This is a genomic window from Streptomyces rubradiris, from assembly GCF_016860525.1.
GTDB lineage: Bacteria > Actinomycetota > Actinomycetes > Streptomycetales > Streptomycetaceae > Streptomyces > Streptomyces rubradiris.
The window spans coordinates 1,403,772-1,419,194 of sequence record NZ_BNEA01000015.1 but is presented as its reverse complement, the minus strand read 5'-3'; the positions used below and the strand labels follow the sequence as shown (position 1 = coordinate 1,419,194).

The 15,423-nt window shown below is 72.2% G+C and carries 13 protein-coding genes; 5 read left to right on the top strand and 8 right to left on the bottom strand.

Features of this window, described 5'->3' with window-relative positions:
* Positions 1–13: 13 nt before the first annotated feature.
* The 8 genes from Srubr_RS19525 to tkt form a co-directional block, all read right to left on the bottom strand.
* Complete coding sequence (locus Srubr_RS19525; protein WP_189990841.1) at positions 14–1,477, bottom strand: AsmA family protein; 1,464 nt, start codon at positions 1,475–1,477, stop codon at positions 14–16.
* Between the two features lie 236 nt (positions 1,478–1,713).
* A complete protein-coding gene (locus Srubr_RS19520; RefSeq protein ID WP_189990843.1) occupies positions 1,714–2,301 on the bottom strand; it encodes a histidine phosphatase family protein in 588 nt (195 codons plus the stop codon).
* A 6-nt stretch (positions 2,302–2,307) separates the two neighbouring features.
* Complete coding sequence (gnd, locus tag Srubr_RS19515) at positions 2,308–3,186, bottom strand: phosphogluconate dehydrogenase (NAD(+)-dependent, decarboxylating) (protein ID WP_189990845.1); 879 nt, start codon at positions 3,184–3,186, stop codon at positions 2,308–2,310.
* A 2-nt stretch (positions 3,187–3,188) separates the two neighbouring features.
* Positions 3,189–4,841 carry a glucose-6-phosphate isomerase gene (gene pgi / locus Srubr_RS19510; protein WP_203855041.1) on the bottom strand — a complete coding sequence of 551 codons (1,653 nt, stop codon included), beginning with the start codon at positions 4,839–4,841 and terminating at the stop codon, positions 3,189–3,191.
* A 1-nt stretch (position 4,842) separates the two neighbouring features.
* On the bottom strand, positions 4,843–5,769 hold the full coding sequence (opcA, locus tag Srubr_RS19505) for a glucose-6-phosphate dehydrogenase assembly protein OpcA (RefSeq protein WP_189999388.1): 927 nt from the start codon (positions 5,767–5,769) through the stop codon (positions 4,843–4,845).
* Positions 5,766–7,352: a glucose-6-phosphate dehydrogenase gene (gene zwf, locus Srubr_RS19500; RefSeq protein ID WP_189999387.1), complete on the bottom strand. Its 1,587-nt coding sequence runs from the start codon at positions 7,350–7,352 to the stop codon at positions 5,766–5,768. The genes opcA and zwf overlap by 4 nt, the downstream gene beginning before the upstream one ends.
* Positions 7,349–8,494: a transaldolase gene (gene tal / locus Srubr_RS19495; RefSeq protein ID WP_189999386.1), complete on the bottom strand. Its 1,146-nt coding sequence runs from the start codon at positions 8,492–8,494 to the stop codon at positions 7,349–7,351. Before tal ends, zwf begins: the two co-directional genes overlap by 4 nt.
* A 58-nt stretch (positions 8,495–8,552) precedes the next feature.
* The gene (gene tkt / locus Srubr_RS19490) at positions 8,553–10,628 is read right to left on the bottom strand and encodes a transketolase (protein WP_189999385.1); all 2,076 of its coding nucleotides are present in this window, start codon (positions 10,626–10,628) and stop codon (positions 8,553–8,555) included.
* Positions 10,629–10,774: 146 nt separating this feature from the next.
* Between tkt and Srubr_RS19485 the strand changes: the two genes are divergently transcribed.
* From Srubr_RS19485 to Srubr_RS19465, 5 genes are all read left to right on the top strand, one after another.
* The gene (locus tag Srubr_RS19485; RefSeq protein ID WP_229926984.1) at positions 10,775–11,731 is read left to right on the top strand and encodes a helix-turn-helix domain-containing protein; all 957 of its coding nucleotides are present in this window, start codon (positions 10,775–10,777) and stop codon (positions 11,729–11,731) included.
* Between the two features lie 192 nt (positions 11,732–11,923).
* On the top strand, positions 11,924–12,079 hold the full coding sequence (locus Srubr_RS19480) for a hypothetical protein (protein WP_189999384.1): 156 nt from the start codon (positions 11,924–11,926) through the stop codon (positions 12,077–12,079).
* 110 nt (positions 12,080–12,189) lie between these two features.
* Positions 12,190–13,407, top strand: coding sequence for a phenylacetate--CoA ligase family protein (locus tag Srubr_RS19475; RefSeq protein WP_373313645.1), 1,218 nt, complete (start codon positions 12,190–12,192; stop codon positions 13,405–13,407).
* Positions 13,408–13,462: 55 nt separating this feature from the next.
* Entirely contained in the window at positions 13,463–14,065 is a 603-nt protein-coding gene (locus Srubr_RS19470) for a glycine-rich domain-containing protein (RefSeq protein WP_229926983.1), read from the top strand.
* The gene (locus Srubr_RS19465; RefSeq protein ID WP_189999382.1) at positions 14,062–15,306 is read left to right on the top strand and encodes an MFS transporter; all 1,245 of its coding nucleotides are present in this window, start codon (positions 14,062–14,064) and stop codon (positions 15,304–15,306) included. The genes Srubr_RS19470 and Srubr_RS19465 overlap by 4 nt, the downstream gene beginning before the upstream one ends.
* Positions 15,307–15,423 lie beyond the last annotated feature (117 nt).

The following is a 15,423-nucleotide window of genomic DNA, read 5'->3' as shown; positions in this document are numbered from 1 at the left end:
GCGCGGGCGCGCCTCACTGGCGGCTGACGGTGCGGGTGACACCGGCGATCACCGTCGTCGCCAGGATCCACCCGGTGAGCACCAGCACGTAGGCCAGCACCTGGTACGCGCCGTGCGGCGCGAACGCGGAGTCCTGCCCGAAGGAGATCACCGGCAGCAGCAGGTCGAGGGTGTAGAACACCGGGTGGAACGGCGGCGCCTCGCCCGCCTTCAGCGGACGCGGATGGTGCAGCGCGAAGGCGAGGGAGCCGAGCGCGAGCAGCGACAGCAGCCAGCCGGCGGCACGCAGCGGCCGGAAGCCGTAGCCCACGGTGACGTCCTGGACCAGGCCCCACAGCCGCCCGTACCAGGGCAGCGTGTGCCGGTGCCGGCGCTGCTTGGCGAGCTGCACCAGCCGGGCCGCGTGATCGTCGCCGACCCGCCGGTAGGCGGCCGTCAACTGCTCGTAGGTGTGCGGCACATACCCGTCGCGCTCGCGCCGGAGCATGGGCAGCCGGCGCTCGGCCGGCTCGTGCGGGACGAGCGAGGTGTACGTCAGGTCGCCGAGCAGCACCGTCTCAGGCACCGAGGCCGGCTCCAGCAGCAGTACGTCGAGCTGGGCGCGGCGCAGATTCAGGGCGCCCTCCATGGGCGGGGCCTTGCGCAGCCACAGCTCCCCGATGGTGGAGCTGCCGGCCCGCAGCGCCGTACCGCCCGGGTGCGCGAGCCGGGTGTACGACAGGTCGAGCCGCCCCGCGATCCGGGCGCCGCGCAGGCCCGTCCAGCCGCGCACCTCGGCGTCCCGGACCAGCATGTCCCCTTCGACGGTGAGCGTCTCCGCGTCGAGCGCGGCGTTCCCGGGGTTGCCGAGCCGGGCCCCGTTGAGGTTCAACGACCCGGCGACGCTCGCGCCGTTGAGGCGTATCTGTCCCTCGGTGCGCAGGCCCGGCGCCCACAGGTCGGCGCCGAGCACCGCCTGGTTGAGCTGGAGCACCGGCTCCGCGGCGCCCGGCGCGGCCACCTCGGCGCCCTCCAGGTACAGGCTGCCGGTGATCCGGGCGCCGCCGAGCCGCAGCGTGCCGTGGCACCGGGCACGGGTCAGCCGCACCACCCCGTCCACCTGCACGGCGTGGGCGACCAGGCCGGGCAGCACGGACTCGCTGAGGTTCAGCTCACGCAGCCGGGCGGCGTAGCAGCGCGGGGCCTCGTCGAAGTGGCAGTGGCGCAGCCGCACCGGGTGGTCGATCGTCGCGTACTGCAGATCGAGCCGTCCGGTGATCCGGGCGCCCGCCACGCTCATCGACGGTATCTCCCCGTCCCGGCGCTCCCCGTCGAGCAGCAGCGCCCGCAACACTTCGGCCCGCACGGTCCGTTCGGGCCCCCACCCCGCCGCGTCGGCGGGGTCCTCGTCGGCCGTCTCCCGGAAGTCCACGAACTCCCCGCGCGGAAACGCCCGCCACACCCGCTCCTCGGCCGCCGTCAGATCGTCGATCTCCACCGGCGGACTCTCGCCCGGGGACGAAGCGCCTGTCAAACGGCCTGTCGGCGCCGGCCACTTCAGGGGGGGCGGGTCCGTGGGCCGCCCGCACCTCGTACGGTGCGCCGCCGGGGCCGGCCGAACCGGAGCGCAAGGGGGCTCGCCGCCGCCGGGCGCCGCCCGGACCGGCCCCGGCCTCCACGGACACCACAGCCCCTGGTCCGGCGGCGGACCAGGGGCGCACGGACGCGCGGCGGCTACGGCCGGACGTTCCACTCCGCGATCACCGGGTGGCCGTGTTCCGTGGACAGGCGGCTGACCGTGCCCGTGGCCAGCCGGAACAGGCGGCCGTCGGCGGGCGGCAGGCCCAGGCGGCGGGCGGTGAGGACGCGCAGGAAGTGGGCGTGGGCGACGAGGACCACGTCCCCCTCCGCCAGCGCCGGTGCCACGCGGGCCAGGACCCGGTCGGCGCGGGCGCCGACCTCGGCCGGGGACTCGCCCGGGTGGCCCTCCGGGCCGGGCCGGACGCCGTCGGTCCACAGGTCCCAGTCCGGGCGGGTGCGGTGGATCTCGACGGTGGTGACGCCCTCGTAGCCGCCGTAGTCCCACTCGTGCAGGTCGGGATCGGGCTCGATCCCGGGTATGCCGGCCAGTTCGGCGGTGCGCAGCGCGCGGCTCAGCGGGCTGGACAGCGCGCGGGCATAGGTCCGGCCGGTGAGGAGCGGGGCGAGGGACTTGGCCTGTTCCTCGCCCTGTCCGGTCAGCGGCAGGTCGGTCCAGCTGGTGTGCTGTCCCGACCTGCTCCACTCCGTCTCACCGTGGCGGACCAGCAGGAGGTCCCCCACGGCGGGTCAGCCCTTCTTCTCGACCGCGTGGCCGCCGAACTGGTTGCGCAGCGCGGCGATCATCTTCATCTGCGGGGAGTCGTCCTGCCGGGAGGCGAACCGCGCGAAGAGGGACGCGGTGATCGCGGGCAGCGGCACGGCGTTGTCGATGGCCGCCTCCACCGTCCAGCGACCTTCGCCGGAGTCCTCCGCGTACCCGCGCAGACCCTCCAGGTGCTCGTCCTCGTCCAGGGCGTTGACCGCGAGGTCCAGCAGCCAGGAACGGATGACCGTGCCCTCCTGCCAGGAGCGGAACACCTCGCGGACGTTGTCCACGGAATGCACCTTCTCCAGCAGTTCCCAGCCCTCGGCGTAGGCCTGCATCATGGCGTACTCGATGCCGTTGTGGACCATCTTGGAGAAGTGCCCGGCGCCGACGCGGCCCGCGTGCACATAGCCGTACGGGCCCTCCGGCTTGAGCGCGTCGAAGATCGGCCGCAACCGGTCCACGTGCTCCTTCTCGCCGCCGACCATGAGCGCGTAGCCGTTCTTCAGGCCCCACACACCGCCGGAGACACCGGCGTCGACGAAGCCGATGCCCTTGATGCCGAGCGCGGCGGCGTGCTTCTCGTCGTCCGTCCAGCGGGAGTTGCCGCCGTCGATGACCGTGTCACCGGGCTCCAGCAGGTCGCCGAGTTCGTCGATGACGGTCTGGGTGGCGGTGCCGGCCGGGACCATCACCCACACATGGCGGGGCGCGTCGAGCTTCTCGACCAGTTCGGCGAGGCTCTTGACGTCGGAGACCTCCGGGTTGCGGTCGTAGCCGATGACGGTGTGGCCGGCGCGGCGGATCCGCTCGCGCATGTTGCCGCCCATCTTGCCGAGGCCGATGAGACCGAGCTGCATGATCAGTTCTCCGATGCGTTCTTGAGGGTGCGGTAGGCGGCGACGAGGGCCGTGCTGGACGGGTCGAGACCGGGGACGTCGGCGCCCTCGGTGAGCGCGGGTTCGACCTTCTTGGCGAGGACCTTGCCGAGCTCCACGCCCCACTGGTCGAAGGAGTCGATGTTCCACACCGCGCCCTGGACGAACACCTTGTGCTCGTACAGCGCGATCAGCTGGCCCAGCACGGACGGGGTCAGCTCGGTGGCCAGGACGGTGGTGGTGGGGTGGTCGCCGCGGAAGGTGCGGTGCGCCACCTGCTCCTCGGCGACGCCCTCCGCGCGGACCTCGTCGGCGGTCTTGCCGAACGCCAGCGCCTGGGTCTGGGCGAAGAAGTTGGCCATCAACAGGTCGTGCTGGGCCTTGAGTTCCTCGCTCAGTTCGCCGACGGGCCGGGCGAAGCCGATGAAGTCCGCCGGGATCAGCCTGGTGCCCTGGTGGATCAACTGGTAGTAGGCGTGCTGCCCGTTGGTGCCGGGCGTGCCCCACACCACCGGCCCGGTCTGCCAGTCCACCGGCCTGCCGTCGCGCTGCACCGACTTGCCGTTGGACTCCATGTCCAGCTGCTGGAGGTAGGCGGTGAACTTCGACAGGTAGTGCGAGTACGGCAGCACCGCGTGCGACTGGGCGTCGTGGAAGTTGCCGTACCAGATGCCCAGCAGGCCCAGCAGCAGCGGCGCGTTGGCCTCGGCGGGCGCGGTGCGGAAGTGCTCGTCCATCAGACGGAAGCCGTCGAGCATCTCCCGGAACCGGTCCGGGCCGATCGCGATCATCAGGGACAGGCCGATCGCGGAGTCGTAGGAGTACCGGCCGCCGACCCAGTCCCAGAACTCGAACATGTTGTCCGTGTCGATGCCGAACTCCGCGACCTTCCCGGCGTTCGTCGACAGCGCCACGAAGTGCTTCGCCACGGCCTTCTCGTCGCCGTCGAAGGCATCCAGCAGCCAGGAGCGTGCCGAGGTGGCGTTCGTGATCGTCTCGATCGTCGTGAACGTCTTGGACGCGACGATGAACAGCGTCTCGGCCGGGTCCAGGTCGCGGACCGCCTCGTGCAGGTCGGCGCCGTCCACGTTCGACACGAACCGGAAGGTCAGGTCGCGCGCGGTGTACGGGCGCAGCGCCTCGTAGGCCATCGCGGGGCCGAGGTCGGAGCCGCCGATGCCGATGTTGACGACGTTGCGGATCGGCCGGCCGGTGTGCCCGGTCCACTCGCCGGAGCGGACCCGGTCGGCGAAGCCGGCCATCTTGTCCAGCACCGCGTGCACCTTGGGCACGACGTTCTCGCCGTCGACCTCGATCACGGCGTCCCGCGGGGCGCGCAGCGCGGTGTGCAGCACCGCCCGGTCCTCCGTGACGTTGATCCGCTCGCCGCGGAACATGGCGTCCCGCAGCGCGAACACGCCGGTGGCGGCGGCGAGTTCCTGGAGCAGGGCCAGGGTCTCGTCGGTGATCAGGTGCTTGCTGTAGTCGATGTACAGGTCGCCGACCCGTACGACGTACCGCTCGGCGCGGCCGGGGTCCGCCGCGAACAGCTCCCGCAGGTGCGGGCGGCCCTGGGCGCGGTGGTCGGCGAGGGCCGTCCACTCGGGGCGGTGGGTGAGCTTCGGGAACTCTGCCATCTCAGGCGTTCTCCTTGGGGGCCTCGCCCTGGAGGGCGATGGCGTACATCTCGTCGGCGTCGAGGCGGCGCAGCTCCTCGGCGATGAGTTCGGAAGTGGCGCGGACCTTCAGGGCGAGGGTGCGCGGCGGCTGGCCGGGCAGGCTCAGCGTGGCCAGCGGGCCCTCGGGCCGGTCCACGACGATGTCGCCGTTCGCGGTGCCGAGCCGGACGGCCGTCACGAACGGGCCGGCGCTGTGCACCCGGTCCACGGACACCTTCAGGCGGGCCTCCAGCCAGCGCGCGAGCAGCTCGGCGCTGGGGTTGTCGGCCTCCGCCTCCACGGCCGCCGAGGTGACCGGCACCCGGGCCTGGTCCAGGGCGGCGGCCAGCATCGACCGCCACAGCGTCAGCCGGGTCCAGGCCAGGTCGGTGTCGCCGGGCGCGTAGCAGCGGGCGCGGGTGTCGAGGACCTCCAGCGGCCGTTCGACGGCGTACAGGTCGGTGATCCGGCGCTGGGCGAGCGCGCCCAGCGGGTCCTTGGCCGGGGCCTCGGGGGCGTCCACCGGCCACCACACGACGACCGGGGCGTCCGGCAGCAGCAGCGGCAGCACCACCGAGTCGGCGTGGTCGGACACCTCGCCGTAGGTGCGCAGCACCACCGTCTCGCCGGTGCCGGCCTCGGAGCCGACCCGTACCTCGGCGTCCAGCCGGGAGTGGGTGCGGTCGCGCAGGGTGCGGGCGTGCCGCTTGATGACGACCAGGGTCCGCGAGGGGTGTTCGCGCGAGGCGTCCTCGGCGGCCTTGATCGAGTCGTAGGCGTTCTCCTCGTCCGTGACGATGACCATCGTCAGGACCATGCCCACGGCGGGCGTCCCGATGGCGCGGCGGCCCCGCACCAACGCCTTGTTGATCTTGCTTGCCGTGGTGTCGGTCAGGTCGATCTTCATGGCCTGCGCCAGCTCCGTCCGTCTCGTGCGAGCATCTCGTCGGCTTCCCTCGGTCCCCAGCTGCCCGACGCGTACTGCGCCGGCCTGCCGTGCGCCGCCCAGTACTCCTCGATCGGGTCGAGGATCTTCCAGGACTCCTCCACTTCCTGGTGACGCGGGAAGAGGTTGGCGTCGCCGAGCAGCACGTCCAGGATGAGCCGCTCGTACGCCTCCGGGCTCGACTCGGTGAACGACTCGCCGTAGGCGAAGTCCATGGACACGTCCCGGATCTCCATCGAGGTGCCCGGCACCTTCGACCCGAACCGGACGGTCATGCCCTCGTCGGGCTGGACGCGGATGACGATGGCGTTCTGACCGAGCTCCTCGGTGGCGGTGGAGTCGAACGGGGAGTGCGGGGCCCGCTTGAAGACCACCGCGATCTCGGTGACCCGGCGGCCCAGCCGCTTGCCGGTGCGCAGGTAGAAGGGGACGCCCGCCCAGCGGCGGTTGTCGATGCCCAGCTTGATCGCGGCGTAGGTGTCGGTCTTCGACTTGGGGTCGATGCCGTCCTCCTGGAGGTAGCCGACGACCTTCTCGCCACCCTGCCAGCCGGGCGCGTACTGGCCGCGCACGGTGTGCCGGCCCAGGTCCTCCGGCAGCCGTACCGACTTCAGCACCTTCAGCTTCTCGGTGAGCAGCGCCTCGGCGTCGAACGCGATCGGCTCCTCCATGGCGGTGAGCGCCATCAGCTGGAGCAGGTGGTTCTGGATGACGTCGCGGGCGGCGCCGATGCCGTCGTAGTAGCCGGCCCGGCCGCCGATGCCGATGTCCTCGGCCATGGTGATCTGCACGTGGTCGACGTAGGACCGGTTCCAGATCGGCTCGTACATCTGGTTGGCGAAGCGCAGCGCCAGGATGTTCTGGACGGTCTCCTTGCCGAGGTAGTGGTCGATCCGGAACACCTGGTCCGGCTCGAACACCTCGTGCACGATCGTGTTCAGCTCGCACGCGCTGGCCAGGTCGTGGCCGAACGGCTTCTCGATGACCGCGCGGCGCCAGGAGCCCTCGGGCGGGTTCGCCAGGCCGTGCTTCTTCAGCTGCTGCACGACCTTCGGGAAGAACTTCGGCGGCACCGAGAGGTAGAAGGCGAAGTTGCCGCCGGTGCCCCGGGAGGCGTCCAGCTCCTCGACGGCGTCCCTCAGCTGCTTGAAGGCGGTGTCGTCGTCGAAGTCGCCGGGGATGAACCGCATGCCCTCGGCGAGCTGCTGCCACACCTCCTCGCGGAACGGGGTGCGGGCGTGCTCGCGCACGGCGTCGTGGACGACCTGCGCGAAGTCCTGGTCCTCCCACTCGCGGCGGGCGAACCCGACGAGGGAGAAGCCCGGCGGCAGCAGTCCGCGGTTGGCCAGGTCGTAGACGGCCGGCATCAGCTTCTTGCGGGACAGGTCGCCGGTCACCCCGAAGATGACCAGGCCCGACGGCCCGGCGATGCGGGGCAGCCGGCGGTCGCGGGCGTCCCGCAGCGGGTTCGCCCAGTCGGCGGCCGGGATCACCGGCACGCGCACCTCGTCGGACGCCTGGGCGGCGGGGGCGTTGTCGGTCATCGGGCGTCAGCTCCCTTGCTCTTCAGGGACGTGGCGACGGCGTCCAGCAGCTCCTGCCAGGCCGCCTCGAACTTCGCCACGCCCTCGTCCTCCAGCTGCTGGACGACCTGGTCGTAGGAGATGCCGAGCCGCTCCACGGCGGCCAGGTCGGCGCGGGCCTGTGCGTAGCCGCCGGTCACCGTGTCGCCGGTGATCTCGCCGTGGTCGGCGACGGCGTTCAGGGTGGCCTCGGGCATGGTGTTGACCGTGCCGGGCGCGACCAGCTCGTCCACGTACAGGGTGTCCTTGTACGCCGGGTCCTTCACACCGGTGGAGGCCCACAGCGGGCGCTGCTTGTGGGCGCCCGCCTCCGCGAGGGCCTGCCAGCGGCCGGAGGCGAAGACCTCCTCGTACGCCTCGTAGGCCAGCCGGGCGTTGGCGAGGGCCGCACGGCCCTTGAGGGCCAGGGCTTCTTCGGTGCCGAGGGCGGTCAGCCGCTTGTCGATCTCGCTGTCCACGCGGGAGACGAAGAAGGACGCCACCGAGTGGATGGTCGACAGGTCGATGCCGCGCTCGCGGGCCTTCTCCAGGCCGGCCAGGTAGGCGGCCATGACCTCGCGGTAGCGCTCCAGGGAGAAGATCAGGGTCACGTTGACGCTGATGCCCAGGCCGATCACCTCGGTGATCGCGGGCAGGCCGGCCTTGGTCGCCGGGATCTTGATCATCACGTTGGGCCGGTCGACCAGCCAGGCCAGCTGCTTGGCCTCGGCGACGGTGGCCTCGGTGTGGTGGGCCAGGCGCGGGTCGACCTCGATGGAGACCCGGCCGTCCCGCCCGCCGGTGGCGTCGTACACGTCCCGCAGGATGTCGGCCGCGGCGCGCACGTCGGCGGTGGTCATCATCCGCACGGCCTCGTCCACCGTGACCCCGCGGACGGCGAGGTCGGCGAGCTGCTCCTCGTAACCCTCGCCGGAGCCGATGGCGGCCTGGAAGATCGAGGGGTTGGTGGTGACACCGACGGCGCTCCCGCTCGCCACCAGCTCGGCGAGGCTGCCCGAGGTGATCCGCTTGCGCGACAGGTCGTCCAGCCAGATGGACACGCCCTCGTCGGCGAGGCGCTTGAGGGCTCCCGGGGTCGCGATTGCTTCGGTCACTGTGCTCATCTTTCTACTTCTGCGTCGGTATCGGGCGCGGTGTGCGCCGGTTTCGGTGGGGTCGGTGTCAGGCGCGCGCGGCGGCGAGCGACTCGCGGGCCTTCGCGGCGACGTTCTCGGGGGTGAAGCCGTACTCGGCGAACAGGGTCTTGGCGTCCGCGGAGGCGCCGAAGTGCTCCAGCGAGACGACGCGTCCGGCGTCGCCCACGTAGCGGTACCAGGTCAGGCCGATCCCGGCCTCGACGGCGACCCGGGCCTTCACGGCCGGCGGCAGCACCCGCTCGCGGTACTCGCGCGGCTGCTCCTCGAACCACTCCACGGACGGCATCGACACCACGCGGGTACCGGTGCCCGCGGCCTCCAGCAGCTCCCGCGCGGCCACGGCGAGGTGCACCTCGGAGCCCGTCGCGATGATGATCACCTCCGGGACCTCCGTCGAGGACTCGCGCAGCACGTAGCCGCCCTTGGCCGCGTCCTCGTCGGGCGCGTACACCGGCACGCCCTGGCGGGTCAGCGCGAGCCCGTGCGGGGCCGGGTGGGTGGCGTGCCTCTTCAGGATCTCGGCCCAGACGATCGCGGTCTCGTTGGCGTCGGCCGGGCGGACGACGTTCAGCCCAGGGATCGCGCGCAGCGAGGCCAGGTGCTCGACCGGCTGGTGGGTGGGGCCGTCCTCGCCGAGCCCGATGGAGTCGTGCGTCCACACGTACGTCACCGGCAGCTGCATCAGCGCCGACATCCGCACGGCGTTGCGCATGTAGTCGGAGAAGACGAGGAAGGTGCCGCCGTAGATCCGGGTGTTGCCGTGCAGGGCGATGCCGTTCATCTCCGCGGCCATGGAGAACTCGCGGATGCCGAAGTGCACGGTACGGCCGTACGGGTCGGCCTCGGGCAGCGGGTTGCCCTGCGGCAGGAAGGAGCTGGTCTTGTCGATGGTGGTGTTGTTCGAGCCGGCCAGGTCGGCGGAGCCGCCCCACAGCTCGGGGATGACGGGGCCGAGCGCCTGGAGCACCTTGCCGGAGGCGGCGCGGGTGGCGACCGACTTGCCCTCCTCGAAGACAGGCAGGGCGTCCTCCCAGCCCGCGGGCAGCTCGCCCTTGCTCACCCGGTCGAACAGCTCGGCCCGCTCCGGCTGGGCGGCGCGCCACTCGGCGATCCGCTTGTCCCAGGCCGCGTGCGCCTCGGCACCGCGGTCCAGGGCCCGGCGGGTGTGCTTGAGGACCTCGTCGGACACCTCGAAGGTCTGCTCCGGGTCGAAGCCGAGCAGGCGCTTGGTGGCGGCGATCTCCTCCTCGCCGAGCGCGGAGCCGTGGGAGGCCTCGGTGTTCCGCGCGTTCGGGGCGGGCCAGGCGATGATCGTGCGCATCGCGATGATGGAGGGCCGGCCGGTCTCGGCCTGCGCGGCCTTCAGCGCCCGGTACAGGGCGGGGGCGTCGATGTCGCCCTCGGCGGTGGGCTCGATCCGCTGGGTGTGCCAGCCGTAGGCCTCGTACCGCTTGAGCACGTCCTCGGAGAAGGCGGTCGCGGTGTCGCCCTCGATGGAGATGTGGTTGTCGTCGTAGAGGAAGACCAGGTTGCCGAGCTTCTGGTGGCCGGCCAGCGAGGACGCCTCGGCGGAGACGCCCTCCTGGAGGTCGCCGTCGGAGACGATCGCCCAGATGGTGTGGTCGAAGGGGGAGGTGCCGGCCGGGGCGTCCGGGTCGAACAGGCCGCGCTCGTAGCGGGCGGCCATCGCCATGCCGACGGCGTTGGCCACGCCCTGGCCGAGCGGGCCGGTGGTGGTCTCCACACCGGCGGTGTGGCCGTACTCGGGGTGGCCCGGCGTCTTCGAGCCGTGCGTGCGGAACGCCTTCAGGTCGTCCAGCTCCAGCTCGTACCCGGCGAGGAACAGCTGGGTGTAGAGGGTCAGCGAGGTGTGGCCGGGGGAGAGGACGAAGCGGTCACGGCCGGTCCACTCGGGGTCCGCCGGGTCGTGACGCATCACCTTCTGAAAGATCGTGTACGCGGCAGGTGCCAGGCTCATCGCGGTGCCGGGGTGCCCGTTGCCCACCTTCTGGACCGCGTCGGCCGCGAGAAGCCGGGCGGTGTCCACGGCACGCCGGTCGAGGTCGGTCCACTCGAAGCCGTCTGAGGTCTGCGTCGTCATCTTCAAGAAGTCCTCGCTGAGTGGGGGATGGCTGGCCTGACGTGTTCAAACTTAAAAGTCTGACTTTTTCGAGGAAAGGTCGGGGTGTGTCAGCCTGTGGTGAATCTGGGACAGTGATCGAACGACGGAAACGGTGTGAAAAGGGCATGGCGGTCGTAATGGGGCAGGCTGGCGGCGGGGGGACCGAGGGCGGCGACGCCGGTGGTGACGGGACCGCTGCCGGCGACGGGATCGCTGGTGGCGACGGAATCAGAACCTTCCCCTTCCCGGCCGAGCTGGCCGTCGGCGGCGTCGGCATGCAGATCGGCCCCATGGGGACCGGCCGCACCTGGCACACCGAGGCCCCCCTGCACCGCGTCCACCGCATCGACTTCCACGTGGTCATGCTCTTCACCGGCGGCCCCGTACGGCACATGATCGACTTCGCCGAGTACGAGGCCGGCGCCGGCGACCTGCTGTGGATCCGCCCCGGACAGGTCCACCGCTTCTCCCGGGACTGCGAGTACCGCGGAACCGTCCTGACCATGCAGCCCGGCTTCCTGCCCCGCTCCACCGTCGAGGCCGCGGGCCTGTACCGCTACGACCTGCCGCCGCTGCTGCACCCCGGCCCGGCGCAACTGACCGCGCTCCAGGCCGCCCTCGACCAGCTCCGCCGCGAGTACGAGGACACCGCCACGCTCCCGCTCAGCCTGCACACGGCCGTCCTGCGGCACACCCTGACCGCGTGTCTGCTGCGGCTGGCCCATCTCGCCGCCAGCTCCGCGCAGACGTGCCCGCCCCACGCCGACAGCACCTTCATCCGCTTCCGGGACGCCGTCGAGCGGGGCTTCGCCGTCAACCACAGCGTCAGCGCCTACGCCGACGCCCTCGGCTACTCCCGCCGGACCCTGGTCCGCGCCGTCCGCGCCGCCACCGGCGAGACCCCCAAGGGCTTCATCGACAAGCGCGTGATCCTGGAGGCCAAGCGCCTCCTCGCGCACACCGACATGCCGATCGGCCGCGTCGGGGCGGCCGTGGGCTTTCCCGACGCGGCCAACTTCTCCAAGTTCTTCCACTTGCACACCGGCCAGACCCCGGTCGCCTTCCGGGCGGACATGCGGTAGGGCCGGGTGCGGCCGACCGTCGCGCGAGGGCGGGGGTTTGGGGGGCGAACGCGTGTTTCCAGCCAACCGCCCTGTTTTCTATTGACTATTGATTGACCATCTCTTTACCTTCGGTGGCGATGGGCGAGCGTCAACGCCCTGGGTCGTCTGTTCGTGCAGAAACGTTAAATCTCGTATCTTCCGGAGGTTCCCATGGACCAGCTCATCAAGCGCATGACCGAGGAATCCGTGTGGCAGCGCTGGGTCGCCGTCAACTCCGCCGAGGCGGCGAAGGACGGCTGCATCAGCGCCGCGCCCAAGAACGGCTGCATCAGCGTCACGGCGAAGAGCGGTTGTATCTCCCGCTGACGTCCGGGCCGTTCCGCTGACACGCCGGGCTGCCGGCGCGGCCTCCGCCGCGCCGGCAGCCCTTCCGCCACCACCGCCGACACCGCCCCGGAGATCCCGCTGTGAACCGCATGCCGAGTGCCGACGTGCTGGACAAGGTGCGTGACATCCCGATCTACCGCGCCTCCATAGAACGGGGTCACTTCCCGATCCTGGAGAAGCCGGAGATCGCCCGGGGCTTCCCCGACAACTGGATGACCCCGCGACTGGCCCGCGCGCTGGAGACGGGAGAGGCCGAGTTCGTCCTGTCCACGGGCACCAACCACGCCCGAATGCAGATCATCCGGCCGCCCTACTTCCTGCTCCGCTCCTACTACCGCCTGTGGCAGGAACACCCCGAACTCGGCGCCTCCTGGCACGCCGGGGCCCGGCGGGTCTCGCTGACCACCGTGCTGGCCACCGAGCACGTGGCACGCGTCAACGCCCGCAAGCCCGGCGCGACCCCCGGTGAACGCTGGCTCGACGACCGCACGCTGTACCTCAACCGCCGCCTGGACCCGGCCGACTGGGAGCGCGAGGACGTCGAGCGCATGCTCGGCGAGATCCGGGAGGTGGCCGGCGCCCACCCCGACGGCGCCTACCTCCTGGACTGCTCCGGTTACCACCTGGCCCACCTGATCCGCAAAGTCTCCGCCTGGGACCTGTGGGACGGCTTCCCCCGCCCGGCGGGCATCGTCCACGCCTACGAGTACACACCGCTCAACGTCCGCGCCTACCTGCGGGCCCACTTCGACTGCCCCGTGATCGACCTCTTCGGCAGCACCGAACTCGGCTACCTCTTCTACAGCGACGCCGAGGGCCGCTACCGGCCGTACCTGACGGACATGAGCGTCGAACTGATCCCGGTGGCGCCGGGCAGCGGCATCCACAGCCTCATCGTCACCAGCGTCCGCAACCCGTACATGCCGCTGGTCCGCTACCGGTCCGGCGACTGCGTCCGCACCCACGACGGCAGCACCGACCCGGAGCGGATCGTCTCCTTCTGCGGCCGGGAGAAGGAACTCCTGCCCACCAGCGAGGGGCCCGTCGCCCAGGCCGACCTCGACAGCCGCATCACCGGCGTCAGCGGCCGCGTCTTCCTCCACCACCTGAGGCTGACCGGCGACGACACCTGCCTGCTGGCCTACACCACCTTCGACGACGTACCGCTCACCCCCGACGAGACCGCCCGGCTCGCCGCCGACGTCACGGCCCTGACCGGGCGCTCCTGCCAGGTGGAGCACCGCGCCCGCCTACCGATCGGGCGCTCCGGCAAGTACGCCTGGCTGAGCGCGACCGACCAGCCCTGACCCACCCTCACGGCGCCCCGTTCCCCGGCCCGGCCACGACCCCGACAGGATTTCCATGCCCACGTCCGCAGCGCCCGCCCCCTCCGGCAGCGTCACCGAACAGGCCCCCACCGCCGAGGAGTTGCTCGGCCCCGTCCTGCACGACGAGGTGGTCCGGCACTTCCTGGCCAAGCCCGGCAGCCCCGCCGAAGCCGTCGTCCGGCACCAGGTCCGCGAGTGCCTGCGCTATCTGTACCTGGTCTCCCGCCACCCCGACCGGCTCGGCGGCCTCTTCCTCCCCGTCGAGCAGGACATCGACGAGATCTGGCACTACCTCATCCTGCAGACCCGCGAATACCGGGAACTGTGCGAACAGCGGCTGCCCGGCGCCCGCTTCATCCACCACCGGAGCATCTCCTACGACGCCTACCAGGAGGCTCCCGGGCGGGACACGGCCGCCGAGGAGGCGCTGCGCTGGATCCCCCTCTACATGGCCGCGTTCGGCCCCTTCGACGAGGACGCCGTGCCGCACTGGACGATCGTGCGGTTCCTGCGCGACGAACTCGGCCTGTCCCTGGACCAGATCGCCGCCCTGGCCGATGACGCGGCGCCCTCCGGGCAGCCTGCCGGAACACCGGGACAGGACGGCGCGGCGGCCCCGGTGCGGTCGGCCACATGACCCGGACGGCCCCGGCGCCCGCGACGCCGGACGCCTCCCGGGCGCCGGGCCGCGCGCTGACGGTGCTCGTCGTCTCCCAGGTGCTCGGCGGTGCCGGCACGGCGGCCGGCATCACGGTCGGCGCCCTGCTCGCCCAGGACCTGTTCGATTCCACGAGCCTGTCGGGGCTGCCGGTCGCGCTGTTCACCATCGGCGCGGCCCTCGGTGCCGCCGCCCTCGGGCGGGTCTGCCAGCACCGGGGGCGCCGCGTCGGACTGGCGCTCGGCAACGGCGTGGCCGCCGCCGGCAGCGCGGGGGTGGTCGCGGGGGCCGCGGCCCACCAGCCCGCCCTGCTGCTGGCCGCGCTCTTCGTGTACGGGGCGGGTACGGCCACGGGGCTGCTCGCGCGCTACGCCGGCGCCGAGCTGGCCCCACCCGCCCGGCGCGGCCGGGCCGCCGGCACGGTGCTGGTCGCCATGACCCTGGGCGCGGTCGCGGGCCCGAACCTCGTCGGCCCCACCGGCGAGCTCGCCCACGCCTGGGGCATCCCACGGCTGGCCGGGCCGTTCCTGCTGGCGACGGCCGCCTACACCGCGGCGGCCCTGGTGCTGCTGGTGTGGCTGCGCCCCCTCCCGGCGCCTCCGGAACCGGCCGCGGAGGGCCCCGGCGCGGGACCGGCCTCCGGCGCCGGGCCGCGCGGGCAGGTGCGCGGGATCTCCGGTGTCGTCACCGGTGCCACCGTCATGGTCACCGCCCAGCTGGTGATGGTCTCCGTGATGACCATGACACCGGTGCACCTGACCGGCCACGGGCACGGAACACAGACCGCCGGCCTGGTCATCGCCCTGCACGTGGGCGCGATGCTCCTGCCGTCACCGCTCAGCGGCCTGCTCGCGGACCGGGTCGGCGGCGGGCCCGTGGCGGTCGCGTCCGGTGGCGTCCTGCTGTGCGGCGGCCTGCTCGCGGGCCTCGCCCCGCCGGCCTCCGTCGTCCTGTCGGCCTGTGCGCTCGTCCTCCTCGGCATCGGCTGGAATCTGGCTCTGATCGGCGGCACCACCCTGCTCACGCTCGCCGCCCCCGCCGAGAACCGGGCCACGGTCCAGGGCCTCGCGGACGTGGGCATGTCCGTGGCGGGCGCGACGGGCGGCATGGTGTCGGGCCTGGTGGTGACGGGCAGCGGTTACCCGACCCTGGCGGTGGCGGCCGGAGCCCTTGCCCTGGCGGTGATCCCCGCGGTGGCGCTGCGCGGCTCACCCCGGTGACGACTCGCGCCCGCACGGCTCGATCCCGCCCGGTGGCGCGTCGCGCAGGCCGTCCCCGAAGCGCCGACCGATCAACCCGGTAGCGTCGGCCGGCCGGCCGGGAGGCGTCGGCCGGGC

Coding starts and splice junctions, on each gene's coding strand:
- pgi (WP_203855041.1), bottom strand. CDS start 4,841: ATGGCAGAGTTCCCGAAGCTCACCCACCGCCCCGAGTGGACGGCCCTC.
- gnd (WP_189990845.1), bottom strand. CDS start 3,186: ATGCAGCTCGGTCTCATCGGCCTCGGCAAGATGGGCGGCAACATGCGC.
- Srubr_RS19470 (WP_229926983.1), top strand. CDS start 13,463: ATGCCCACGTCCGCAGCGCCCGCCCCCTCCGGCAGCGTCACCGAACAG.
- zwf (WP_189999387.1), bottom strand. CDS start 7,352: ATGACCGACAACGCCCCCGCCGCCCAGGCGTCCGACGAGGTGCGCGTG.
- Srubr_RS19485 (WP_229926984.1), top strand. CDS start 10,775: ATGGCGGTCGTAATGGGGCAGGCTGGCGGCGGGGGGACCGAGGGCGGC.
- Srubr_RS19480 (WP_189999384.1), top strand. CDS start 11,924: ATGGACCAGCTCATCAAGCGCATGACCGAGGAATCCGTGTGGCAGCGC.
- tkt (WP_189999385.1), bottom strand. CDS start 10,628: ATGACGACGCAGACCTCAGACGGCTTCGAGTGGACCGACCTCGACCGG.
- tal (WP_189999386.1), bottom strand. CDS start 8,494: ATGAGCACAGTGACCGAAGCAATCGCGACCCCGGGAGCCCTCAAGCGC.
- opcA (WP_189999388.1), bottom strand. CDS start 5,769: ATGAAGATCGACCTGACCGACACCACGGCAAGCAAGATCAACAAGGCG.
- Srubr_RS19465 (WP_189999382.1), top strand. CDS start 14,062: ATGACCCGGACGGCCCCGGCGCCCGCGACGCCGGACGCCTCCCGGGCG.
- Srubr_RS19475 (WP_373313645.1), top strand. CDS start 12,190: ATGCCGAGTGCCGACGTGCTGGACAAGGTGCGTGACATCCCGATCTAC.